The 22756-nt window shown below is 60.6% G+C and carries 25 protein-coding genes; 6 read left to right on the forward strand and 19 right to left on the reverse strand.

Features of this window, described 5'->3' with window-relative positions; genetic code table 11:
- Nucleotides 1–5: 5 nt before the first annotated feature.
- The 14 genes from Q1A34_RS18775 to Q1A34_RS18840 form a co-directional block, all read right to left on the reverse strand.
- Complete coding sequence (locus Q1A34_RS18775; RefSeq protein WP_300038069.1) at nucleotides 6–1310, reverse strand: FAD-binding oxidoreductase; 1305 nt, start codon at nucleotides 1308–1310, stop codon at nucleotides 6–8.
- A gap of 8 nt (nucleotides 1311–1318) precedes the next feature.
- On the reverse strand, nucleotides 1319–2677 hold the full coding sequence (locus Q1A34_RS18780) for a glutamine synthetase family protein (RefSeq protein WP_300038072.1): 1359 nt from the start codon (nucleotides 2675–2677) through the stop codon (nucleotides 1319–1321).
- A complete protein-coding gene (locus Q1A34_RS18785) occupies nucleotides 2677–3354 on the reverse strand; it encodes a type 1 glutamine amidotransferase (RefSeq protein WP_300038075.1) in 678 nt (225 codons plus the stop codon). Before Q1A34_RS18785 ends, Q1A34_RS18780 begins: the two co-directional genes overlap by 1 nt.
- Before the next feature lie 13 nt (nucleotides 3355–3367).
- Complete coding sequence (locus Q1A34_RS18790; protein ID WP_300038078.1) at nucleotides 3368–4702, reverse strand: glutamine synthetase family protein; 1335 nt, start codon at nucleotides 4700–4702, stop codon at nucleotides 3368–3370.
- Between the two features lie 126 nt (nucleotides 4703–4828).
- On the reverse strand, nucleotides 4829–5635 hold the full coding sequence (locus tag Q1A34_RS18795; RefSeq protein ID WP_300038081.1) for an amino acid ABC transporter permease: 807 nt from the start codon (nucleotides 5633–5635) through the stop codon (nucleotides 4829–4831).
- Nucleotides 5636–5726: 91 nt separating this feature from the next.
- The gene (locus Q1A34_RS18800; RefSeq protein ID WP_300038217.1) at nucleotides 5727–6611 is read right to left on the reverse strand and encodes an ABC transporter permease; all 885 of its coding nucleotides are present in this window, start codon (nucleotides 6609–6611) and stop codon (nucleotides 5727–5729) included.
- A 74-nt stretch (nucleotides 6612–6685) separates the two neighbouring features.
- Nucleotides 6686–7411 (reverse strand): transporter substrate-binding domain-containing protein, encoded by a 726-nt coding sequence (locus tag Q1A34_RS18805; RefSeq protein ID WP_300038084.1) that lies wholly within the window; start codon nucleotides 7409–7411, stop codon nucleotides 6686–6688.
- A 31-nt stretch (nucleotides 7412–7442) separates the two neighbouring features.
- Nucleotides 7443–8219 carry an amino acid ABC transporter ATP-binding protein gene (locus tag Q1A34_RS18810; RefSeq protein WP_300038087.1) on the reverse strand — a complete coding sequence of 259 codons (777 nt, stop codon included), beginning with the start codon at nucleotides 8217–8219 and terminating at the stop codon, nucleotides 7443–7445.
- A gap of 111 nt (nucleotides 8220–8330) precedes the next feature.
- Complete coding sequence (locus Q1A34_RS18815) at nucleotides 8331–9074, reverse strand: PhnD/SsuA/transferrin family substrate-binding protein (protein ID WP_300038090.1); 744 nt, start codon at nucleotides 9072–9074, stop codon at nucleotides 8331–8333.
- On the reverse strand, nucleotides 9071–9511 hold the full coding sequence (locus tag Q1A34_RS18820) for a TerB family tellurite resistance protein (protein WP_300038093.1): 441 nt from the start codon (nucleotides 9509–9511) through the stop codon (nucleotides 9071–9073). The genes Q1A34_RS18815 and Q1A34_RS18820 overlap by 4 nt, the downstream gene beginning before the upstream one ends.
- A 38-nt stretch (nucleotides 9512–9549) precedes the next feature.
- Entirely contained in the window at nucleotides 9550–9987 is a 438-nt protein-coding gene (locus Q1A34_RS18825) for a TerB family tellurite resistance protein (protein ID WP_300038096.1), read from the reverse strand.
- Between the two features lie 10 nt (nucleotides 9988–9997).
- Nucleotides 9998–10648: a hypothetical protein gene (locus Q1A34_RS18830; RefSeq protein WP_300038099.1), complete on the reverse strand. Its 651-nt coding sequence runs from the start codon at nucleotides 10646–10648 to the stop codon at nucleotides 9998–10000.
- Between the two features lie 48 nt (nucleotides 10649–10696).
- Complete coding sequence (gene rlmJ, locus Q1A34_RS18835) at nucleotides 10697–11479, reverse strand: 23S rRNA (adenine(2030)-N(6))-methyltransferase RlmJ (RefSeq protein ID WP_300038102.1); 783 nt, start codon at nucleotides 11477–11479, stop codon at nucleotides 10697–10699.
- 278 nt (nucleotides 11480–11757) lie between these two features.
- Nucleotides 11758–12606 carry a choice-of-anchor E domain-containing protein gene (locus tag Q1A34_RS18840; protein ID WP_300038105.1) on the reverse strand — a complete coding sequence of 283 codons (849 nt, stop codon included), beginning with the start codon at nucleotides 12604–12606 and terminating at the stop codon, nucleotides 11758–11760.
- A gap of 670 nt (nucleotides 12607–13276) precedes the next feature.
- Between Q1A34_RS18840 and Q1A34_RS18845 the strand changes: the two genes are divergently transcribed.
- Nucleotides 13277–13897 carry a hypothetical protein gene (locus Q1A34_RS18845; protein WP_300038108.1) on the forward strand — a complete coding sequence of 207 codons (621 nt, stop codon included), beginning with the start codon at nucleotides 13277–13279 and terminating at the stop codon, nucleotides 13895–13897.
- 59 nt (nucleotides 13898–13956) lie between these two features.
- Here Q1A34_RS18845 and Q1A34_RS18850 read toward each other — a convergent pair whose 3' ends face one another.
- Complete coding sequence (locus Q1A34_RS18850; RefSeq protein WP_300038111.1) at nucleotides 13957–15603, reverse strand: CTP synthase; 1647 nt, start codon at nucleotides 15601–15603, stop codon at nucleotides 13957–13959.
- Nucleotides 15604–15774: 171 nt separating this feature from the next.
- On the reverse strand, nucleotides 15775–16140 hold the full coding sequence (secG, locus tag Q1A34_RS18855; RefSeq protein WP_300038114.1) for a preprotein translocase subunit SecG: 366 nt from the start codon (nucleotides 16138–16140) through the stop codon (nucleotides 15775–15777).
- 306 nt (nucleotides 16141–16446) lie between these two features.
- Between secG and nthA the strand changes: the two genes are divergently transcribed.
- Genes nthA through Q1A34_RS18870 form a run of 3 tightly spaced genes read left to right on the forward strand, consistent with a single transcriptional unit; the run spans nucleotide 16447 to nucleotide 18034 of the window.
- The gene (gene nthA, locus Q1A34_RS18860) at nucleotides 16447–17058 is read left to right on the forward strand and encodes a nitrile hydratase subunit alpha (RefSeq protein WP_300038117.1); all 612 of its coding nucleotides are present in this window, start codon (nucleotides 16447–16449) and stop codon (nucleotides 17056–17058) included.
- Nucleotides 17055–17729, forward strand: a complete 675-nt coding sequence (gene nthB / locus Q1A34_RS18865; protein WP_300038120.1) for a nitrile hydratase subunit beta — start codon at nucleotides 17055–17057, stop codon at nucleotides 17727–17729. Before nthA ends, nthB begins: the two co-directional genes overlap by 4 nt.
- On the forward strand, nucleotides 17726–18034 hold the full coding sequence (locus Q1A34_RS18870; protein WP_300038123.1) for a nitrile hydratase accessory protein: 309 nt from the start codon (nucleotides 17726–17728) through the stop codon (nucleotides 18032–18034). The genes nthB and Q1A34_RS18870 overlap by 4 nt, the downstream gene beginning before the upstream one ends.
- A 141-nt stretch (nucleotides 18035–18175) precedes the next feature.
- Here the strand turns inward: Q1A34_RS18870 and Q1A34_RS18875 are convergent, their stop codons facing one another.
- Both Q1A34_RS18875 and Q1A34_RS18880 read right to left on the reverse strand, forming a co-directional pair.
- On the reverse strand, nucleotides 18176–18400 hold the full coding sequence (locus Q1A34_RS18875; RefSeq protein ID WP_300038126.1) for a hypothetical protein: 225 nt from the start codon (nucleotides 18398–18400) through the stop codon (nucleotides 18176–18178).
- 24 nt (nucleotides 18401–18424) lie between these two features.
- Complete coding sequence (locus tag Q1A34_RS18880) at nucleotides 18425–18823, reverse strand: DUF6524 family protein (protein WP_300038129.1); 399 nt, start codon at nucleotides 18821–18823, stop codon at nucleotides 18425–18427.
- Between the two features lie 129 nt (nucleotides 18824–18952).
- Here Q1A34_RS18880 and Q1A34_RS18885 point away from each other — a divergent pair, with 129 nt between their 5' ends.
- The gene (locus Q1A34_RS18885; protein ID WP_300038132.1) at nucleotides 18953–20248 is read left to right on the forward strand and encodes an adenylosuccinate synthase; all 1296 of its coding nucleotides are present in this window, start codon (nucleotides 18953–18955) and stop codon (nucleotides 20246–20248) included.
- Nucleotides 20249–20256: 8 nt separating this feature from the next.
- Complete coding sequence (locus Q1A34_RS18890) at nucleotides 20257–20481, forward strand: DUF2842 domain-containing protein (protein WP_300038135.1); 225 nt, start codon at nucleotides 20257–20259, stop codon at nucleotides 20479–20481.
- Nucleotides 20482–20547: 66 nt separating this feature from the next.
- Here the strand turns inward: Q1A34_RS18890 and Q1A34_RS18895 are convergent, their stop codons facing one another.
- Nucleotides 20548–22647, reverse strand: a complete 2100-nt coding sequence (locus Q1A34_RS18895) for a hypothetical protein (RefSeq protein WP_300038138.1) — start codon at nucleotides 22645–22647, stop codon at nucleotides 20548–20550.
- Nucleotides 22648–22756 lie beyond the last annotated feature (109 nt).

Consider the following 22756-nt stretch of genomic DNA (forward strand, 5'->3'; position numbering starts at 1 on the left):
GGCGCTCAGATGCCGATCCGGTCACGCAACGCGTACGAGGTCATGGCCAGTACCAGAAGCGGGCTGCGCAACGCCCCTCCGCCCGGAAAAGCCGGGGTCGGAATGGCGGCCATGGTGTCAAAACCATCAGCCTGCCCTTCAACAGCCTGTGCCATCAGCATGCCAGCATGGGTTGCCGTCCCAACGCCATGACCGGAATACCCCGACCCGGACAGAACATTCGGAGCGATCCGCGCCAGATATGGGAACCGTTTCATCGTGATGCCAAGTGTGCCGCCCCAGGCGTAATCGACACGCACGTCTTTGAGATGCGGAAAGACAACTTCCATCGGTTTGCGCACAACTTTCTGAATATCTGCGGGGAAACGGTAGCCGTAGGTTTCGCCACCGCCGAAGAGCAGTCGTTTGTCATGTGACAGACGGAAGTAATTCACAACAAACCGGCTGTCGGCGACAGCCACATCGCGGGCCAGTACACGCTCGGCTTCGTCTCCCAGCGGTTCTGTCGCTACAATAAAGTTATTGATCGGCATGACCCGCGCAGTGACCTGAGGTGCAAGCCCTGACAGATACCCGTTGCACCCCAGAATGACGTGATCAGCAATGACCTCGCCACCATCTGTGAGCACGCTGACAGGGGTTCCATGCGCGATGCCTGTCACGCGCGTGTTTTCGCAAATGGTGACCCCGGCGGCCTCTGCCGCTCTTGCCAGCCCAAGCGCAAAGGCGAGTGGGTGCAGGTGCGCCGCCCCCATATCCAGCACACCTCCCCGATAGTCGGGAGAGGGGCAAATGCCGGCGAAACCTGCTGCATCAAAGGTTTCTATCTGGTCGTACCCATAGCGGTCCCGCAGGAAATGGGCGTAGTCATGCAACTCGTACACTTCGGACGTACTCGACCCTGCCCATGCGACGCCTGGCCTGAGCCAGCATTCGATATCGTGTTTTGCAATCAGCCCTTTAACCAGATTCTTGGCATCCTCGCCTAATTCCCAGAGGGCCCGGGCGGCATCAGTGCCGGCCATTTTTTCCAGTTTGGTCTGATCTACACGTTGCCCGCTGCCCAGTTGCCCGCCATTGCGGCCGGATGCGCCGAAACCGGCTCTGTGGGCCTCCAGCAGGACAACCTTCCGACCGGCCTGCGCCAGATGCAGTGCTGCGGACAACCCGGTGTAGCCGCCGCCCACCACACAGACGTCGGCACGTATTGTTCCGCAGAGCGCTGGCCGTGGTGGGGGCGGGCTGACGGTCGCCGCATACCAACTCTCAGGATACTGGCCCTGGCGGTCGTTTGCATAAAGCAGGTCCATGATCGGCCTCAGACGTTCAGCAAAAGATGCTCACGCTCCCAGGGGGAAATGACCTGGAGAAACTCATCGTATTCCGCACGTTTTACGATGGAATAGACCCGGGCAAACTCAGGCCCCAGCACGGCATGCAGCGCTTCGGCTTCTTCAAACAGATCGAGAGCAGAGCCCAGAACGCGGGGGATGTCTCCGTCGCCGTCATAGGCGTCGCCTTTGAACTCCTCGGCGGGCTGTTCCGCATTGGTCAGCCCCAGGTATCCGCAGGCCAGACTTGCCGCAATCCCCAGATACGGATTGCAGTCCATCCCCGCCAGCCGGTTTTCGACCCGCCGCGCCGTGGGGTCTGAGAGCGGAATACGGATACCGGTTGTGCGGTTGTCACGCCCCCAGTTCAGATTGATCGGGGCTGCGTGATCCTTGACGTACCGCCTGTAGCTGTTCACATAAGGCGCAATCACGGCCAGCGCTTCGGGCATGTGCCGCTGCAATCCCGCGATAAAGTGGAAGAACTCAGGTGTTTCCTGCCCGTCACCAGCTGAAAAAATGTTGTCGCCGGTATTCAGATCCAACACAGAATGGTGGATGTGCATCGCGCTGCCAGGTTCATCCGCGATGGGTTTTGCCATGAAGGTTGCAAAGCAGTCATGTCGCAGCGCGGCTTCGCGGATCAGCCGTTTGAAATAGAAAACCTCGTCGGCAAGGCGCACAGGATCACCGTGGCGCAGGTTGATCTCCAACTGTCCCGCGCCGCCTTCCTGGGTAATGCCGTCGATCTCAAACCCCTGTGCCTCGGCAAAATCATATATGTCGTCGATCACGGGGCCGAACTCGTCCACCGCCGTCATGGAATAGGCCTGACGTGCGGCAGCCGGTCTTCCGGACCGGCCCATCATTGGTTTGATGTCGTGGGCCGGGTCAAGATTGCGGGCAACCAGGAAAAACTCCATCTCTGGTGCGACAACGGGCTTCCAGCCCTTGTCCCGGTAGAGGTCGCAAACACGTTTGAGCACGTTCCGCGGGCTGAAGGGCACCGCATTTCCTTCGCGGTCGAAAGCGTCGTGGATGACCTGAAGCGTCCAGTCCCCGGTCCAGGGCGCGGCTGATGCCGTGTCCATATCCGGGCGCAGGATCATGTCCTTTTCAATAAATCCTTCGTCGCCTGCAGCCTCGCCCCAGTCGCCGGTGATGGTCTGGTAAAAGATGCTGTCGGGCAGGTGAAAGTAGTCCTGGCGTGCGAATTTGGATGCGGGAACCGCTTTGCCCCGTGCAATACCGGGCAGATCCGAGATGATGCATTCTACCTCATCCAGCCGTCTGCCAGACAGATAATCCTGTGCTGCATTGGGGAGTTTGTCTGTCCAGTCGGCCATCAGGCCCTCTCTTTCCTGAAAAATTCAGCCATTGTGTTCGCTACTTTCATGCGATCTGTCGGGGCGTTGAGTTTCTCCAGCGCTCCATCCAGCAAATCGTCAGGGACCACACCGCGACCGCGCGAGTTGATCAGCCCCTCAATGAAATCAGAGCCGTATTCCGGATGCGGCTGAATTGTCCAGATGCGGTCACCGTAGACCAGCCCGGCGTTCTCGCAGAAATCGGTGCGGGCAAACACCTCGGCGCCTTCGGGGCGTTTTGTCACCTGATCCTGATGCCATGCGTTGATCGCCACCTGCCGGCCATCGATCTCGTATTCGGTTCGGCCCACGGACCAGCCACCCGCGAACTTTTCGACCCGTCCCCCAAGTGCCTGAGCGATAATCTGATGCCCAAAGCAGACGCCGATCATGGGAATGCCTGCATCGTGGACGTTGCGGATAAATGTCTCCAGCGGTGGGATCCAGGGGTGGTCCTCATAAGCGCCATGGCGCGAACCTGTGATCAGCCAGCCATCGGCTGCGTCAATGCCGGACGGGAAGATACCATCCACAACGGCCCAGCCTTCAAAGGTAAATCCATGTCCGTCCAGCAGCCGTTCGAAATAGGCGTCATATCTGCCATTGGTCGCGAGGCTGTCGGGGGGATGGCCCGTCATGAGGATGCCGATCTTCATACGCAGGCCTCCCTCACACGGTATCCAGATAGATGTTTACCCGTTCTGCCGGTGTCAGCTCATCCATATATTGCAGCTCCTGGCGTTTGGTCAGCACGAAGTTGCGGATCAGATCAGGTGCAAAAATCCGCGCGATCTCCGGACTGGCCTCAAAGGCGTCGATCGCTTCCGACCAGGTGGCGGGGATCTGAGGCAGATCCGCCTCATAGGCATTGCCGGTGATCGGGGCGGGTGGCTCCTGTGCGTCCTCAATCCCGTTGATTGCAGCGCCCAGAACCGCCGTCAGCATCAGGTAGGGGTTCACGTCTCCGCCTGCCACACGGTGTTCGATGCGGCGTGCCGAAGGGCTGCCAGAAGGGATACGGATCGCCGATGTGCGGTTCTCATAGGCCCAGCTGATGCCTGTGGGCGCGTGGCTGCCCGGTACCATCCTGTCGAAACTGTTGGCATGTGGCGCAAAGACCAGTGCCGAGCCGGGCATCGCGTTCATACATCCGGCGACCGCATGGCGCAGCATGTCGGTGCCCTGGTCCGTGCCATCGTCAAAAACATTGTTCCCATCAGCGTCGAGCACAGAGAAATGCACATGCAGACCAGAGCCTGCGTAGTCTTCATAGGGTTTGGCCATGAAGCTGGCGGCAAAACCGTGTTTGCGCGCCATGCCTTTGACCAGCATTTTGAACAGCCATGCATCGTCCGCCGCCCGCAGCGCGTCGTCGCAGTGCATCAGATTGATCTCGAACTGGCCGAGCCCTGCCTCGGAGATCGCCGTATCTGCGGGAATATCCATCTCTTCGCAGGCGTCATAGAGATCAGTGAAAAAGGTATCGAACTGGTCGAGAGCGCGCAGCGACAGGATTTCCCCGGCTACCCGGCGTTTTCCTGAACGGGGCGACGGGGGCACCTGAAGCGAACGGCCGGAATCGTCGATCAGAAAAAACTCCAGTTCGACCGCGCAGACAGGGGTCAGCCCGCGCGCGGCATACCGCTGCAGAACACGTGCGAGTGCGTGACGCGGGTCTCCGTCAAAGGGTCTGCCATCCTCATGATACATCCAGATGGGCAGCAGTGCCGTGGGCGCGTCCAGCCAGGGCATCGGCATGAAACCCCGCGCTGTGGGCTTCAGTACACCGTCCCTGTCGCCGGTCTCCCAGACAAGGGGGCTGTTGTCGATGTCTTCTCCCCAGATATCGAGGTTCAGTGCGGACATGGGAAAGCGGGTGCCGTCCGTCATGACCTTGTCGGCAAAACGTGAAGGAATGCGTTTGCCGCGCGCCTGTCCGTTCAGATCAGAAGCCGCGACCCGGATGGTGCGGACGTGTGGATGTTTGCGAAGCCAGTCTTTCATAAGTCACCAGAATATGCGCCGCGATTGCGGTCTGGTTCTTTAGATGCCTGTTTCAGCGCCAGACTGCCAGCAAAATTTGATCAAATTATTCCGGGCGCAGTGCAACGGCAACAAAACACGCTGATTTCAGCGGATCAGATTGGGGCGGATACGCAGTTTTGGCCGCGCGTTCTGGGGCAGGTGCCGGTTCAGCCGGGCATTGATCAGACCAAAAAGACCCACCACGACGAGCGTCAGTAAAATGAAATACATCGCGAGGATGGGATAGGGGATAAAGGGATTGAAGGTCTTGTCCGCGAAGTAATTGGCATAATAAAGCGCGTCACCACGTTGCTGCCATGCGGGAAACCCCGAAAAGAACACCAGTGCGGTGGATTGAAAAAGAAAGATCGCCTCGTTCGTATAAGCCGGCCATGCAAGGCGCAGTGAGGTGGGCCAGATCACGCGTTTGAAACGCGGCCAGCCGGACATGCCGTAGGCATCGGCGGCCTCCGTGTCGCCCTTGGGCACAGAGAGCAGCGCGCCATAGAATATCTCTGCTGAATAGGCTGAGGTGTTGAAAAACAGTACTACCAGCGCGCCAAGCCATGCGGCCGTGAACGGGTCAAAAACCGGATGCACGCTCTTGAGGCTGAGAAATAGGAAATACCCGAAAAAGAACTGGATAAAGAGCGGCGAGCCGCGGAAGATAAAGATAAACCATTCAGAAGGTTTGCGGAAAAGCCGGTTCGGAGATGCCTTGCCAACTGCCAGAGCCGTGGCGAAGAAAAAGCCGAAAAAGAGTGCCACAACGCCGAAGTACACATTCCAGATCATGCCCGAGCCGATCAGCGTAAACTGCTGGCACAGCGTAAAGTCCTCTCGCGGGAGCAGACGTTCCCCGATGCCTACGGACCGCAGACCGTAAGCCTGGACAGTTTCCCAGCAACTCATGATCCGGTCCTCTCTGTACATTCAGAAGAGGGCGATCGCAGGCTCAGGGCACAGGTCGTGTCACGCAGGATGGCCATCGGAAAGGCGCAGGTCATACGGCTGCTTTCCTTTGTGCTTCTCCACCGGCAGTTGCCTGCCCGCGCGTAAGGCGGTTCATCAGCCGCCCGAGGACGACCTCGGACACCCGTGTGAAAATCAGATAAAACACCAGAAGCGCCAGGAAATACCACATCCGCCAGTCGCCATGCGGATAGTCCGTAAAGCGGGATGTCTTTGTCCCGCCCAGCTCCCGCGCCCAGTAGACGATATCCTCAACACCCAGCAGAAAGAGCAGCGGTGTCGCTTTGATCAGCACCATCCACAGATTGCTCAGACCGGGCAGGGCATAGACCCACATCTGGGGGACCAGAACACGCCAGAATGTCTGACGCCGGGTCATGCCATAGGCTTCGGCTGTTTCCAGTTGCGTGCGGGGTACGGCCCGCATTGCGCCAAAGAGCACATTGGCCGCAAATGCCCCGAACACGATGGCGAATGTCAGGACAGCCAGTGAAAACCCATAGGTCTCGTGCACCCATTGCGGTGCATTGCCCAGCGGCATCTTTGCAGCCTGACAGACCACAAAGTCATTGCCCTGGCGGATCGGCTCGGACCAGTCCGGGCACAGGGCCTTGTGCCGCAGGTATTCAATGCCCTGATCCAGCGCGATGACAAAAAACAGAAAAAATGCGATGTCGGGCACGCCCCGCACAAGCGCGATATAGGTCTTTCCAAACCAGCGCAGCGGCAGCACAGAAGAGCGCGCCGCCGTGGCGCCGCCAAAGCCAAACATCAATGCCACAGGGGCCGTCACCGCCAGCAGGGCCAGAACGGTAAAGACCGACAGGTAGATCGACATATGTTTGCCGGTGGTCAGATAGCAGGCCATCCATGGCCAGTCTGACAACACACTGGGATCTGTACAGAAACTGAAAATTACGGGCCTCGCAGACTGGACTGTCCGGGAAAGAAAAACGGGGGCAGCGCAGTGCCGCCCCCGTTGTCAGCGGATCAGAATGCGCCGCCGATTTCCCATTTGGTGAGCAGCGCGTTGAGCGAACCGTCGTCCTTCATGGACTGGATGGCCGCATCAAACTTGGCACGCAGTTCGCCGTCGCTTTCACGCAGGCCCATGCCAACGCCGCCGCCGATCAGCTCTTCCTGCTCAAGGAAAATGAGGTCCGCGTCGTCTGCCTCGATAGGTGCGAGGAACGCTTTGTCAGCGAGCACCGCGTCCGCTTCGCCGTTTTTCACCGCGGCGATGGTTTCTTCGGGCGTTGCGAACTCAACCAGTGTCGCGCCGGTGTCGGCGATGAAAGCCGCCTGAATTGTGTTGGTCTGTGCCGCAATCACGCCGCCCGCGAGGTCGGCATCAGCCGACAACGCCAGATAGGCAGAAGGATCCGGAAGTGTGTAGTTCTGTGTAAAATCAATGACCTCATCGCGCTCGTCCGTGATGGACATGCCTGCGATGATGGTATCGTAGTTGCCCGACACCAGGTTGGGGATAATGCTGTCCCATTCGTTGGTGACCCATTCACAGGTCAGTTCGGCGCGCGCGCAAAGCTCGTCGCCCAGCTCGCGCTCAAACCCGTCGACCTCACCGGCGTCATTGATGAAGTTGTAGGGAGGGTAGGCGCCCTCTGTGCCCATGCGGATGGTTTTGGCGTGGCCGTCAGCCAGCGCCATCCCAGCGGTCAGTGCCAGTGCTGCAGTTGTCAGAATCAGTGTCTTCATGGTGATACTCCCGTTACTTTTTTTATGGGTGTTACGCTGCCTGGGTTGCAGAAAGAAACCCGCGCAGGCGTTCTGATGAGGGCGCGCCGAACAACCTGTCCGGCGGCCCCTGTTCCTCGATCAGCCCCTGATGCAGAAAGACCACGTGGTCAGACACATCAGCGGCCAGTTTCATGTCGTGGGTCACGATAAGCATCGTGCGCCCCTCCGCTGCCAGGTCTTTGATGACCCGGACAACTTCCTGTTCCAGCTCAGGATCCAGCGCCGATGTCGGCTCATCAAAGAGCAGCGCCTCTGGCTCCATACAAAGCGCCCGGGCAATCGCCGCACGCTGCTGCTGACCGCCGGACAGCTGGGCGGGATAGGCATCGCATTTGTCGCCGATGCCGACTTTTTCCAGATATCCGCGCGCCGCGCTCTCGACCTCGTCACGGTCGCGTTTCAGAACGGTCAGGGGCGCTTCCATCACATTTTGCAGAATGGTCATATGTGCCCAGAGATTAAACTGCTGGAACACCATGCTGAGATTGGTGCGGATCCGTAGCACCTGGCCCGCGTCCGCCGGGCGCCGGTTGTGTCCTTCGCCTTTCCAGGTGACAGGCTCGCCTTTGAATCTGACCTCGCCCTGCTGGCTGTCCTCCAGGAGGTTGCAGCAGCGCAGCAGTGTGGATTTGCCCGACCCTGACGAGCCGATGAGCGAAATGACATGTCCTTTGGGTGCGGTTATGTCCACGCCTTTCAGAACCTCCAGCCCGCCATAGGCCTTGTGCAGGTTGCTGATGTCGATGACAGGAGGCTGTGTCGTCAAGGCTGGGTGTCTCTGTGCTGTTTCAGTGCGGTATAAGGGGCCAAAACGTGCGCATTTGCAACGCGGAAAGGCGTTCCGCAGCGTCAGGACGGTGGATTTTTCGTACCGTGGTCAACCGGGTGGCGGCAGGGGTTCCTCCAGATAGGTCCCGGCAGGTATCCACACGATATCCCTGATCATCAGGCAGTCCCTGTCGCTGTCGCTCAGCGCCTGCACGGCTTTGCGGCAGATGTCCCGCAGCGCATTTGCATCGCGGCTGGCTGCTGTAATCAGTGGCAGGCCGGGGGTGGGACGCGTCACTGCAATGATCCGCAGATCGTCCGTGATTTCGGTATCGCGCACCATAAGGGACCAGGTCACGGCGTCTATGGCGGCAATATCCGCATCGCCCCCGGCCACTGCACGCGCGGACGCGGCGTGAGAACCGGTGTCAATTGTCTGACCTGCAAAGCTGAACCCGGTATTGTTTTCAGACAGATGCGCTTCAACGGCGGCCCAGCCGGACTGCGAGCGGGCGTCATTTCGCGCCAACAGACTGTTGTGGAATTCGCGCAGATCCTTGCGAGCGTCGCTGATACGGATGGCCAGGACCGAACAGTAATAACCCGGCGGGCATCCGGGCACTCCATAGTCCGGCGTACCGACCAGACCGACCCTGTCGTGCAACCGGCTGCGGTACGGCAGTCCGCAGGTTTGCGACAGCACGAGCGCCGGGTCTTCCCATGTCTCATGCGGGTCTGTGCTGCGGTCGAGTGTCTTGGGGCCTTCGCCGAGGCCCGTGCGGATCAGCGTCCAGAAACGGTCGTTGGCCGGCGCTGTGACGGCCGTGTCGTACATCGGCAGACTGGCCGTCATCTCCGCGTGTCGACGGACTGGCGCGCCAGAGCCGAATCACGATCGCTGATCCCCAGAAAGCTGCTGACCATACGCACCAGGGCGTCTTCTTCCTGTGCGCGCGTTCCGTCGGCGAGAACGACTTCCCAGAGGGCTTCCAATACGGCGAGGCGCTCCTCATAGGGCACGGCGTCCTTGATGGCGCGGGTAAAACGAACGGTATCAGGCGCTTCTGCTTCGAGCGTTTCGGCCTCGCGGCGCAGCGCATCCGTGGCACCCGGGCCAAGCCCGTAGCGGCGCGCGTTGATAGCGTCGATCCGCTTTTTCTCGCCTTCGCTGTAGTCATTATCCGCACGTGCCACCCGTACGAGCAGGGCGGTCAGGGCCAGCCTTGCATCCTCGTCGGGCAGGGCATCGGGTTCCGGCTGTGTCAGCCTTTTGAGTAAATCTGCAAACATATCCGGGATATAATGCCTTTGTGCGGGCGCTGCCAGCGTCAGTTTTCGCGCAGGGCGCTTTCCCTGACGGCAGCGATATCAGCCTCTGACAGACCGAGCGCTGTCTCGATGGCCGTCAGCTGGTCCTCCTCGCTGTCATCGCGTTCGCCATCGGCAAGAGCCACAGACCACATGGCATCAGCCAGCGCCTTGCGGTCTTCATAGGCGACTTCGGCGCGCAGAATTTCGGCAAATTCCGGCGTGCCGGGTGCGTGGCGCTCCAATGCCTCGCAGGTTGCGCGCAGCCGGGCGGCCTCCAGTGGTTTCAGGCCAAAAGTTCCCGCGAGTATGCGATCGATCTGGCCCACTTCTGACGCCTGGTACTGCCTGTCCGCCAGCGCCACCCGGACCAGTAATGCCCCGAGCGCCAGCTGCGCATCCGGTTGGGGCAACGGTTCTTTTTCACGTTTTTGTCTGGGAAAGAGGCGTTCGAACATCAGTGACTTTCTAGCTCAGATCAGGAGCGCGGCCAAACCGGACATTGTCCAGTGCGAGCCCCTGCGGATCGGTGTTGGTGATCAGCACGCCGGCGATGTCGCCGGTGCCGGTCTCGCGGGCAAAACCAAAGGCATGTTCGCCTGCTGGCGGCAGGTCGAGTACGGAAATGACTGTCCCGTTCCGGTTCAGAAAACTGACCCGCGCGGAGCCTGCCTCGCCCCCGCGCAGCTGAAAGGCGATGGCTGACTGGTCCTCGTCAAAGAGAAAGGCAATCGCGCCTTCGCCCTGTGCGTGACGGCGGGGGAAACCGGCGACACCATAGCCGTTAAGTACATTATTTCCCTGCATAAAAACCACGGACAGGTTCTGCCCAGGTGCCCCGGCAACCACTGTCAGCGGGGAGAGTACATCCCCCGAGACCAGGTCATGATCCCCCTGGGCCGCAACGAGCTGGCCGGCAAAACGCTCGCCAAAAACGGCGCCCGGCAGAACCAGCAGATCCTGCACCGGATGGCCCGGACCGTATCTGCCGGGGGTATCCTCAAAGGTAATGATGCGCGTCAGTGCCAGGCTGTCGGGATCCACCAGACAAACCGGCGTCTCGCAGGCAAGGACGGGCCGCGTGATCAGAACAAGCAGAAGGGCAAGGACATACCGCATGGTGCATATCCTGCCATGGCACCCGCCCGGGTCAATGTTTTTTGCGTTTCAGGGGCGGGGCTGCGCAAAATGTGATGCCAGACGCGCCGCTTCCTCTGCCAGGCCCCAGGGCGGATTGACCACAAAGAGGCCTGATCCGACCATGCCGTGACCCGGCCGCGCCGGGGGAAAACGGACCTCGTGGCTGAGCGCGTCGGGGTGGCCTGCCTGCAACTGCCGGACCATGGCGCGTTCTGCACCAGAGGTCAGAATGGGATACCACAGGCAGATCACGCCGACATTCCAGGCCTTGTGATACCGCGCGATATGGCGGGGTATGTCGTTGAAATCGCTCTTGATCTCATAGCTGGGATCTATCAGCAGCAACCCGCGGCGCGGGGTGGGGGGCAGCAGGGAATGGGCCAGTTCAAACCCGTCCTGGCCGTGGCATTTCACCTTGTATCCGCGCAGTGCCCGGCGCAGCTCTGCGTGCTCGCCCGGGTGCAGCTCGGCCAGATGCAGATTGTCCTGAGCGCGCAGCATCTCGCAGGCGATAAGCGGCGAACCGGGGTAGCTGTGCGCCCCATGTGTTGCGCGAATGCGGGCAAGCGTTGTGGCAAAGGGGTGCTCTTCCGGGAAAAATCCGGCGGCCCGCGCGATGCCCTGGGCCGCCTCGCCGGTGCGGGTCGCGGCCTCGCTGCTCAGGTCATAAAGCGCCCGGCCCGCATGGGTTTCCACGTAAGAGAGCGGTTTGTCCTTGCGTGTGAGATAGGCCAGCATCCAGGCCAGAAGCCCGTGTTTGTGCACGTCCGCGAGATTGCCCGCGTGATACATATGCTGGTAGCTGAGCATCCCCCTGACATGCCCTTAACGCAGCGCGCGCGCAACGCATAAGCGCGCTCTGCGCGCCGAATCGCACAAATGCGGGTAAAGGCCCGGGGACACAGGGAAAAGCGACGTCGGTATCATGTCGGTAAAACGTCGGTATTTTGTCGGTGCCTGCGTCGGTCCGGGCGCGGTTAACAGAGCGCCCGGGCGGGTTTGTTGAGGAAAGGTAAAGGGGGCGTTTGCGGAAACATCCCATGCGCAGGCAGCATGCCCTGGCGTGCTGCGCATGTGCCGCTGCATCATCAGCCCCGCCGCGCAAATGCACCCAGACCCAGCAACCCGATTGCCAGCAATGGCAGGCCCGCAGGCAGGGGCACAGTGTCCGGCGCGACGACAGTCTCCTCGTACTGATACAATACATCCACCCGGTAGAAGATGTTGTAGCGGATCTGCACGTCGCCGTTGCAGTCCTTTAAGTCAATTGTGATGATACTTCCCTGGCAGCTGACTTTAACCTGCGTCACAGCCTGGACGATCGGCTGTATGTCAATGGTTCCGTCTCCGATGAACCGGGTCGCTGTTGAAGCCGGAAAGGTTCGTGACTGGCTGCCGGTGAGTGCGAAACTGCGTTCGGGATCTGTGTCGCTCAGAGAGCCGAAGGCTTTCAACGAGACATCCAAAGGCGGGTTGCTGTCTCTGCTTGCCGTCTCGAACGGTGCAATATCGATGCCGTAGTCCACATTCGTTTTTGCATCGACCAGTATTGAACACCCCCCGATATCCGTTTCACAGTTACGTCTCAGATGCTGAATGGAATTCCGGTTGGCTTGGGTGATTGAATATTTGACCGTAACGCCCGTCAGGGTGCCCAAAGAAGCATCGAACTGGTCAAAGGTCATCGTCGCGGCCCGGTCATCGCGCGTCAGGGTCGTATTTGTTCCCTCTGCCTGCGTTTGAATGCCGGCGCCGCTGACGAATGCGCCGCCCTGGGCTTCCTGCGAGGCACCGAACGAGCCGGTCTGTGATTGGAACACCGACATGGTAGCGGCCTGTGCTGTCGCCCCGACAAGGGTTATTGCAAGCGCTGCCAGGCTCGGTTTTAACATGCCCAGGCCTGCAGTGCCTGTTCTGAGATTAACTGTATTGGTCATATCGATCTAACCCATTTCCTTTAAAAAAAATGAACGGGAGACCTGCAGAAAATTCAGGCCGAAATACCCGCCTTGCATATAAAATAACGACACGCATCCATCATGACGGCCGTCAGCTGACGAGGCGGTGTGCACGAAAAAACCGCGCATGTTCCAAACATGCGAGGCCGCAACCGGCATTCCTCAAACAGATGGCAGACGCTCACAGCCTGCGCCGAAACCGGGCACCGGTCAAGTTATCCAGACGCACCGCGTCCGGGTCCGGTCATCCTGCGGCTGATATCTATGCAATGTTCGGCGCTGAAGGACGGTCGGGTTTTTTGCTGCGGCAGACTGAAGTGTGCTCAGGCGGCGGAACGCGCGCCACTGGATCCGAACGTGCCGGTCGCGGGCCCGAAACTGAACACCGGTTGCCTGGTTCCAGGCGGGCGTTGACGCCGCGCGATAATCGTTCGTGCCTGATTCTTGCAGCCGTCCGCGGCAGCGGGGCTGGCGGCATCGCACGCGGCCTGCTCAGGCTCTGTGCGAAAAGTTCCCGGCTCGCGAGGATCGGGCGGGTGTATTCCCGGCTCGCGGGTATTCGGGGGCCATTCTGTCCGCGTTCCTTGACCATGGTCCGGAAGTGTTAACAGGGTGGGCCTTCTGTTAACCAATTTTTAAGGATATTTTCATGCTCAGGTTTTTGCTCTCCACAATCATTTTGATAGGTTTCGGGGGCACCGGCATCCGTCTGGAAGCGGCGACCAGCAAGGACATCTTCAAGATCGGATTTGATGTCACCATCTCTGAAAACCAGTGCAACGCACCAGGTTTTCCCGATCCACAATGTGTCCTGAGCTTTCCAACACTGGTCGTTGGCGAGACTTACAGGGGCGAAATTTCATTCAGAAACCTGTCGCGATCACCTGAAAAAGTTGATTTCTCAAAAAACTGGTCGTTCGATCCGTCAAGCAATTCCGATCTCTACTTCGCGTGTTCCATTGGTCCGCATGCCTGTCCGATCAGCGACCAAACATTACGACCGAGTGCTTCGCGTTTGTACTCAGGTAATTTTGACTTTGATACGATGACAGGCGGCGTCCAGTTCATTGGCAACTTCAACTATCAATTTGAACTTTCCGGCCAATTTATTTTCGTTGATGACCAAGGTTTTGAATGGCAGAGTATCAAAGGTACGATTTCCAACGTCGGTCCTGTCGAAACGGTGCCGCTCCCTGCCAACGCGCTGCTTCTTCTTTCGGGTCTCATGGTGCCGGTCGCGTTGCGGCGGCACCGTAAACGGCGCACCTGAAAACACAGAGTGCGGCGAATTCTGACAGATTGAAATTGAAGTGCGGGCGCTGCCCCCCCTCAGACCAGGCGCGAGATCTCTTTGGCGGCGCGCACGAAATCGCGGAACAGGGGATGCGGGTCAAAGGGTTTGGATTTCAGTTCGGGGTGGAACTGGACGCCGATGAACCAGGGGTGGTCGGGCCATTCGACGATTTCGGGCAGTTTGCCATCGGGCGACATGCCGGAGAAGACCAGGCCTGCCTCTTCGAGCTTGTCGCGGTATTTGATGTCGACCTCGTAGCGGTGGCGGTGGCGTTCGTCGATGGTTGTGGTGCCGTAGACTTCTGCGACCTTTGAGCCTCCGCTCAGCACCGCGTCATAGGACCCCAGCCGCATGGTGCCGCCCTTGTCGTCACCCACTTTGCGGCTGACTTTGGCATTGCCCTGGACCCATTCCTTGAGGTGATAGACCACCGGTTCAAAACGCTTTTTGCCAGCCTCGTGGTCGAACTCCTCGGAGCCTGCCGATTTGATGTCAGCCACATTGCGCGCGGCCTCGATCACGGCCATCTGCATGCCCAGACAGATGCCCAGATAGGGCACCTTGTGTTCGCGGGCGTATTGTGCGGCCTTGATCTTGCCCTCGGTGCCACGCTCGCCAAACCCGCCGGGCACCAGAATGGCGTGGAAGCCTTCGAGATGGGGGGCGACATCATCGGCGGTGTCAAAAATTTCGGCATCCACCCATTCCACGCGGACCTTGACGCGGTTGGCCATGCCGCCGTGGGTCAGCGCCTCGGCGATGGATTTATACGCGTCCTCAAGCTGGGTGTATTTGCCGACGATGGCCACGCGGACCTCGCCTTCGGGGTTGTGCACCCGGTCCGAGACATCATGCCAGACGGTCATGTCGGGTTTCGGCGCGGGCGAGATGTCAAAAGCGTCGAGCACGGCCTGGTCCAGCCCCTGTTCGTGATAGGCCAGCGGCGCGTCATAGATGGTTTTCAGGTCATAGGCCGCAACGACCGCCTCTTTGCGCACGTTACAGAAAAGCGCGATTTTCTCGCGTTCCTTTTCCGGGATCGGATGTTCGGAGCGGCAGACCAGGATATCGGGCGCGATGCCGATCGACTGCAGCTCTTTGACGGAGTGCTGTGTGGGTTTGGTTTTCAGCTCACCGGAGGCGGCGAGGTAGGGCAACAGGGTGAGGTGCATAAAGATGCACTGGCCGCGCGGTTTGTCGTGGCTGTACTGGCGGATCGCCTCGAAAAAGGGCAGGCCCTCAATGTCGCCCACGGTGCCACCGATCTCGCAGAGCATAAAGTCGACCTCATCCCCGCCCACATCGAGGAAGGCTTTGATCTCGTTCGTCACATGGGGAACCACCTGGATGGTTTTGCCCAGATAGTCTCCGCGACGTTCTTTTTCGAGCACGTTGGAGTAGATCCGGCCCGAGGAGACGGAATCGGTGTTGCGCGCGGGCACGCCCGTGAAACGTTCATAATGCCCCAGATCCAGGTCGGTTTCCGCGCCATCATCCGTGACGAAAACCTCGCCATGTTCAAAGGGCGACATGGTCCCGGGATCGACGTTCAGGTAAGGATCGAGCTTGCGCAGCCTGACCGAAAATCCCCGCGCCTGGAGCAAAGCACCAAGGGCCGCAGAGGCCAGACCCTTGCCAAGGCTGGAGACCACACCGCCGGTGATAAAGATGTAACGTGCCATGTGTCGAAGCTCCCGTGCGTCGGTTCGGCCCCTGATCAGGTGGCCCGGTTCAGCCATGAATTTTCACAGCACCACGGGACTTAAGTGTATCAGGATTCGCGCGGCAAAGGCAAGGCGCACCGCAACATCCTGTTGCGAATTCCGGCCCTGCCGCAAGTTGTTGTTTTTGGGTCAGTCGAGGGTCGGCACCAGCGGTGCGTTGTCATCCGGGCCCGGTGGCAGCAGGCTGTCCCCATCGGGTGCTGCCGGTGTTGCCGGATCATTCAGGGCGGGCGGTGTGACACCCAGCCTGTCAACAACCGAAGAGCCTGTCGCGTTTTCAGCCGCAAAGATGGTCAGTGTGATGGAGGTACAGATAAAGGCAATCGCCAGCATCCAGGTCACCTTGCCGAGCGCTGTCGCTCCGGAACGTCCCGCGACGGCACCGCCGCCGCCACCGCCCATACCAAGGCCGCCACCCTCGGACCGCTGCAGCAGCACGACCGCGATCAGGCTGAGCGCCAGAATAAGGTGGATAATGAGGACGACGTTTTCCATTGAAACCTGCAGCTTTCACACATGTGTTCCGGGGTATCTAGGCAAGTTTGCCCCGCGCTGCAAGGGAGGATCGGTTAAGCGTTACGGCTTTCTCGGACACCGAAAACCGCCACGCAGGCGCGGCGGTCTGGCGAAGCGGTGCTCACATGCGCGCAACTAAGAGGGTTATCCTGGAACTGAGGCGCAGCAGACTCACTTCTTGCTAATAGTATAGCACAGAATTACCCGCTATGGTGGTAAAAAATATGTCGATGGGACAGGGGTTTCGACGCTGGACAGCAGGAAAGGCGCAGGCAATGATGACCTATGCCCCATGATGACCCCGACCACCCGCATAGTCTTCTGCCCTCTGATCCTGCGCTGCGTGTGCGCGCGCTGGAAACCGTTCTGACCCGCAAGGGGCTGATCGATCCGGCGGCGCTGGATGCCATTATCGACACCTATGAAAACCGAATTGGGCCGCGCAATGGCGCGCGGGTTGTGGCCCGGGCCTGGTGTGATCCGGGTTTTCACGCGGCCCTGATGGAGGATGCCACGGCGGTGGTCTCGGACATGGGCTATTACGGACGCCAGGGCGAGCATATGGTGGCGGTCGAAAACACGGAGGCGGTGCATAATATGGTCGTCTGTACCCTGTGCAGTTGCTATCCGTGGCCGCTGCTGGGCATCCCGCCCACATGGTACAAGTCCGATGCCTACCGGGCGCGGGCCGTGCGCGAGCCGCGTAAAGTGCTCGCGGAATTTGGGGTGACCCTGCCGGAGGCAACAGCGGTGCGGGTCTGGGATTCGACGGCAGAGGTGCGCTATCTGGTTGTGCCGCAGCGCCCCGCTGGCACCGAAGGGATGGATGAAGAGGCGCTGATGGACCTGGTGACGCGCGACAGTATGATCGGCACCGGCCTTGCGGTGAGCCCATGACCCGCCCGCATGATATGGGCGGGCGTTTTGGCGACGGGCCGGTGATCCCGGAGGCGGAGGGCGAGGTCTTTCACGAAGACTGGCATGCTCGCGCGCTGGCGGTGACACTGGCCTGTGGCGCGCTGGGCGAGTGGAATATTGATGTCTCGCGCCATGCGCGCGAGTGTCTGTCGCCCGCTGATTATGCGCGCTTTTCCTATTACGAGAAGTGGATGGCAGGGCTGGCCGATCTGCTGGTGCAGACAGGTGTGCTGAGCCGGAGCGAGTTGGCCGGCACTTCGGGCGGGCGCGCAGATCTGGCGGAGCGCGCGCTGCAGGCGGGTGCGGTACCTGGAGTGCTGGCCGCAGGCGGCCCGGCAGACCGGGAGAGCAAAATTGCGCGCGCATTCGGGGCCGGTGACGCGGTTGTTACCCGCCGGATTGCTGCAAATACGCTTGTGGAGGGGGGACACACCCGGCTGCCGGTCTATGCGGCGGGTGCGCGGGGCCGCATCCTGCGCTGTCATGGCACACATGTGCTGCCCGACAGTTCCGCGCACCGGCTGGGCGATGCGGCCGAGCCGCTCTATGCGGTGGTGTTTCCGGCCTCTGAACTCTGGGCGCATCCGGAACATCCGGGCGACGAGGTCGTGCTGGATCTGTGGCAAAGCTATCTGCAGGCGACACCATGAGTGCCCGCGGGCCCGTCTTTGCCGAACCCTGGCACGCGCAGCTTTTTGCGCTGACGGTGCATCTGAACGAGGCCGGTCATTTCGACTGGCCGGACTGGGCGCAGGCTTTCGGCGCGACGCTGAAACGGCATGGGCTGTCGCAGGACCTGGATGGCGGCGACGACTATTTCAATGCCTGGCTGGACACCCTGGAAGAATTTCTGGGCGCGCGGGGTCTGGCGGGGGCCGGGGAGTTGCGCCGGATGAAGGCAGCCTGGGAGGCCGCCTGGCTGCGCACGCCGCATGGCGCACCGGTGCAGCTTTAGCCCGTATCTGTCTGTGCCGTATCGCGCACCGGCTGGCGGTATGCGGGATGGCGGGCTTTTTCATGAGTATTTGGAGAAGGGTGAAGGGGCAGGGTCCGCAGGCCTGGCATCGTGTCTGTGCCGATTGTCGTTTGCAGGGCGTCAGTCGGGGCGGTGTGGCCGGGAGGTGAGGCCGGCTTTTTGCAGGAACCGCCGGAAGCTGCCCCGTCGGGGCAGGCGGGGCAGGTGCAGTCGCGGGCGGCCTGCCTGGCGGTCAAATTCATGCATGTCGATGACCCGTTCAGCGCAGCCACAGCCTTCGCCGAGGCCGACTTTGGCAAAGTAGAATTTCTGGAAGTCTTCGGGTCTGTCTGGCCTGTGTGTCATGGGCTCAGTCTGGCACGGGAGAGCTCATTCGTCCACATCGTCCATATCGGCCTGGCCGGAGAGCGCGCGCCGCACGTGGCTCCAGCTGAGCCCGATGCCCAGCACCAGCGACAGGGCGATGAGCCCGAGCCAGACATTCAGGCCGGGTTTGTCGAGATCAATGATGCCGAGATCGCGCAGTACCCAGACCGATGCGGCAAAGATCGCCAGCACCAGCGTCATGCCCAGCCCGCCAATGGAGCGCAGCGTTGCACGCAGGTAGATGATGTAGCCCACCGTCAGCAACAGTCCGGCCAGCACCGCGACGGACAGATTGTTGCCGCCGTGATCTGCCACCCAGCGCACATAGTTGTATTGTGTGGGGTTGAAGGTCACGCTGAGCAGTGTGAAAGCGCAGAGCCAGCGGGTCAGAAATCCTGTCATGTCCATAATTCAGCGCTGCCTTTCCTTGCCGGGCTGGAATTTCCGCAGGGCGGGTCAAAAAGTCCATGGTACACCGGCGGTCGCCGAAGTATACCGGCGCCGGTTTAACCCGGATGAAAAGGACCCGCCATGGCCAATGTTGTCGTTGTCGGCGCCCAGTGGGGCGATGAGGGAAAAGGCAAAATCGTTGACTGGCTCAGCGAACGTGCGGATGTGATTGCGCGGTTTCAGGGCGGGCACAATGCGGGCCACACCCTGGTGATTGACGGCAAGGTCTATAAGCTGAATGCGCTGCCGTCGGGGGTGGTGCGGGGCGGGAAGCTGTCTGTGATCGGCAACGGTGTGGTGCTGGACCCCTGGCATCTGCTGGGCGAGATCGACACGATCCGCGCGCAGGGGGTGGAGATCACACCCGGAACGCTGATGATCGCGGAGAATACGCCGCTGATCCTGCCGATCCACGGCGAGCTGGACCGGGCGCGTGAGGAAGCCGCGAGCAAGGGGACCAAGATCGGGACCACGGGCCGTGGCATCGGCCCGGCCTATGAGGACAAGGTGGGACGGCGGTCGGTGCGGGTGGCGGACCTGGCGGATCCGGCGACCCTGGAGGCGCGGGTGGACCGGGCGTTGCAGCATCATGATCCCTTGCGCCGGGGCCTGGGGATAGAGCCCGTGGACCGCGATGCGCTGCTGGCGCAGCTGAGCGACGTGGCGCCTGAGATTCTGAAATATGCGGCACCTGTGTGGAAGGTGCTGAATGAAAAGCGAAAGGCAGGAAAACGTATCCTGTTTGAGGGTGCGCAGGGTGCTCTGCTGGACATCGATTTTGGCACCTATCCTTTTGTGACCTCGTCCAATGTGATTGCGGGGCAGGCGGCCACGGGTGTGGGGATCGGGCCCGGGTCGATTGACTATGTCCTGGGCATTGTGAAGGCCTATACGACCCGCGTGGGCGAGGGGCCGTTTCCGTCAGAGCTGGATGATGCGGACGGGCAGCGCCTGGGCGAGCGTGGCCATGAGTTTGGCACTGTTACGGGGCGCAAACGGCGGTGCGGCTGGTTTGACGCGGTGCTGGTGCGCCAGACCTGTGCCACGTCGGGTGTGAACGGTATCGCCTTTACCAAGCTTGATGTGCTCGACGGGTTTGACACGCTGAAAATCTGTGTCGGCTATGACCTGGACGGGGTGCGGGTGGATTATCTGCCCACGGCTGCGGATCATCAGGCGCGCTGTACGCCGATCTACGAAGAGATGCCCGGCTGGTCTGAGTCGACCGAAGGCGCGCGCAGCTGGGCCGATCTGCCGGCCAATGCGATTAAATACGTGCGCCGGGTCGAAGAGTTGATCGACTGTCCTGTCGCCCTACTCTCTACCTCGCCGGAGCGGGAAGACACCATTCTGGTCACGGATCCTTTTGCCGACTGAGGTGTGATATGACCTACAAGACCCGCAGGCGGCTGTCCCTGCTCATTCTGCTGGTGGGCCTGCCGCTTTATATCGTGGTGGCCGTTACGGCAATAAACCTGATGGACCGACCGTCTATTTTTGTGGAACTGCTGGTCTATGTCGGGCTGGGGGTGCTCTGGGCCGTGCCGCTGAAGGCGGTGTTCCGGGGGATCGGCCAGGCCGACCCGGATGGTCCTGACAGCGGTTCCTGATCCGGAACCCGAAAAAAAACGGCGCGCCGGAGAGGCACGCCGCTGATGGGTAGGGTAAGGGGTGGTTCAGCCTGCCGCGCGCTCGTCCGGGCGATAGCCGATTTCCTGGGATGCGGCGAAACGCCCGCCCTGCATCTTTTCGATTTTCCCGGCGCGCAAAAGCTGGCCAAAACTGCGCAGCCCGTCTTCGCGTGAGAAATTACCGCCCCCGGCCTGCCTTACGCGGGTCATGAGCTGCGGGCGCGAGAACTGTTCCTGACCTTCGACAAAGGCCATATAGGCTGCGGCAGCTTCCAGAAGGTCGGGCAGGCGTGTTGCGCCCATTTCCTCGGCAAAGGCGGCAAAACCGGTGTCGGGTGCAAGGTCATCGCCCGCTTCGAAGGTGGCAGCGACGCGGCGGGGTGCGACGGGCTCTGAGCTGTCATCGATGCGCTGTGCGGCCACCAGTTTAAGCGGCATCGGCTGCGCAGGTGCAGGGCGGTCTGTGCGTGCCGCAGGCTCGGACGCAGGGCGGCGCGGTTTGACGACCTCGGCCAGATCGCTGCGGTATTTTTCGACAGATGCCTTGTCCTCGGCATCCGTGTCCATCGACTTGTCTGCAAAACGTGCAGCAACCGCGGCGCGCAGGTGCGAGAAGGCACTGCGGCGTGTGGCACCCTCCGGCTCTTCCATCTGGTGATCCGCTTCGGCCATCAGGCGGGAGACGTCCTCGTCGGCACCATCGCCGATTGCCGGCAGAGTGTCCCGCGCGGATGTCCGGCTGGCAGGCTCTGTCGTGGCTGTTGCCTCTGCGTCGTCCAGGATTTCCAGCTCACCGGACTCGAGCGCTGCATTCAGCTCTTCGGTGTTCACTTTGAGAACCCGGCCCGTGACGATCACGTCGCCATCTTCCATGAGACTTGCAGCATCATCGGCGCTCTCTCCCGCGAACAGGTTGTCTGCGGTTGACGGGTCCGCTTTGGGTGCTGTGTCCCTGTCCGGCGACACAGTGTCATCCTGCGTCAGGATCAGTGTCTGCGCGTCAGAAGAGACGGTTTCCGACCCGGGCGTTTCCCTGTGCTGTTGTTCGGGCAGATCAGCGGCAGCCTCAGCGGTCATGTCGCTGTCGATACGGTCGAGGATCGCTGAGAGATCATCCTCCTGCAGGCTTTCATGGACATCCGCCTCTTCGACGGGGTCCTCCTGCTGCACGCTCCAGGCCGTGATTTCAGCAAGCGCTTCGCCGGTCAGCTGGTCTTCTTTGACAATGTCCGGATCAGAAAGGTCTGCATCTGCTTGCCCGACAAATCCGGCGATCACATCACCATCGGTCTGTGCTGCAATGTTGTCATCCTCGTCCTCAAATTCTTCTCTCACGGGCTGAAAATCCGGCATCGCGATGGTCGGGAAACTGTCATTCAGGGGCGCTTCGCTGCGGATGTCCTCCTCATAGTCCTCGTCCACCACCACATCTTCGTCATCGTGGCGGGAGACAACGGCGCGGATCCGGGCCAGACGGTCTGCGATGCTTTCGTTGCGGGCGGTATCGGAGACTTCCGCGACCTCAAGAGGTTCGGCCAGCGGAATGTCAGCGGCAGGCACGTCCAGCGGCGCATTGTCTTCCACGATCTCAAAGCTCTCGTCGATGTCCGGGCTCTGCGCAAAAAAGGCCTCCGCCGCAGCGGGCGCATCAACAGGTGCGGCGGTGTCTGCGGGGTCAGTCCCGTGCTGAAATGTTTCCGGGGCGTCCTGCACCAGCGGCGCGACCACCGGATCCGCCGGTTGGATTTCCTGGTAAGTTTCCGCAGGCGCTGTGGCCAGGGGGGCAGGCTCTGCCACAGGCAGTTCCGGTGCGACCGGGTGTGCGGCCTCTTGCACTGCGGGTGCCGCAGTGACCACCACGGCGGCTTCGGCAGCCGCTTCGGTATTCTCCTGGGCTGCGGTCAGCGTGATCCGGCCATCCTGTTCGCTGGCCTGCACACGGCGTGCGAGCTCGCGCTGGGCAATCTGTGCCAGCATCTCTGCGTCGGGTTGGGGAGGTTCGGCACCAAAGTACCGGTCGTCTGCGGCCAGATCGCGGAAATATTCCGCAATGGCCTTCATTGTGTCAAAGCTGTCGTCGAACCCTTCAAGGGTGCAGGAAAATGTGCCGTAGGAGACTGTCAGAATCTTATTGTTTTTAATCATGGGATGCTCGTCCTCAGTATTTTATAAACAAGCTGTTTACCAAGATGACGGGTGCCAAAGCGGTGCGATTCTGTGATCATTTGCGGATCATTTTGTGGCGACATTGTGA

Source organism: uncultured Roseobacter sp. (assembly GCF_947491795.1).
Classification (GTDB): domain Bacteria; phylum Pseudomonadota; class Alphaproteobacteria; order Rhodobacterales; family Rhodobacteraceae; genus Roseobacter.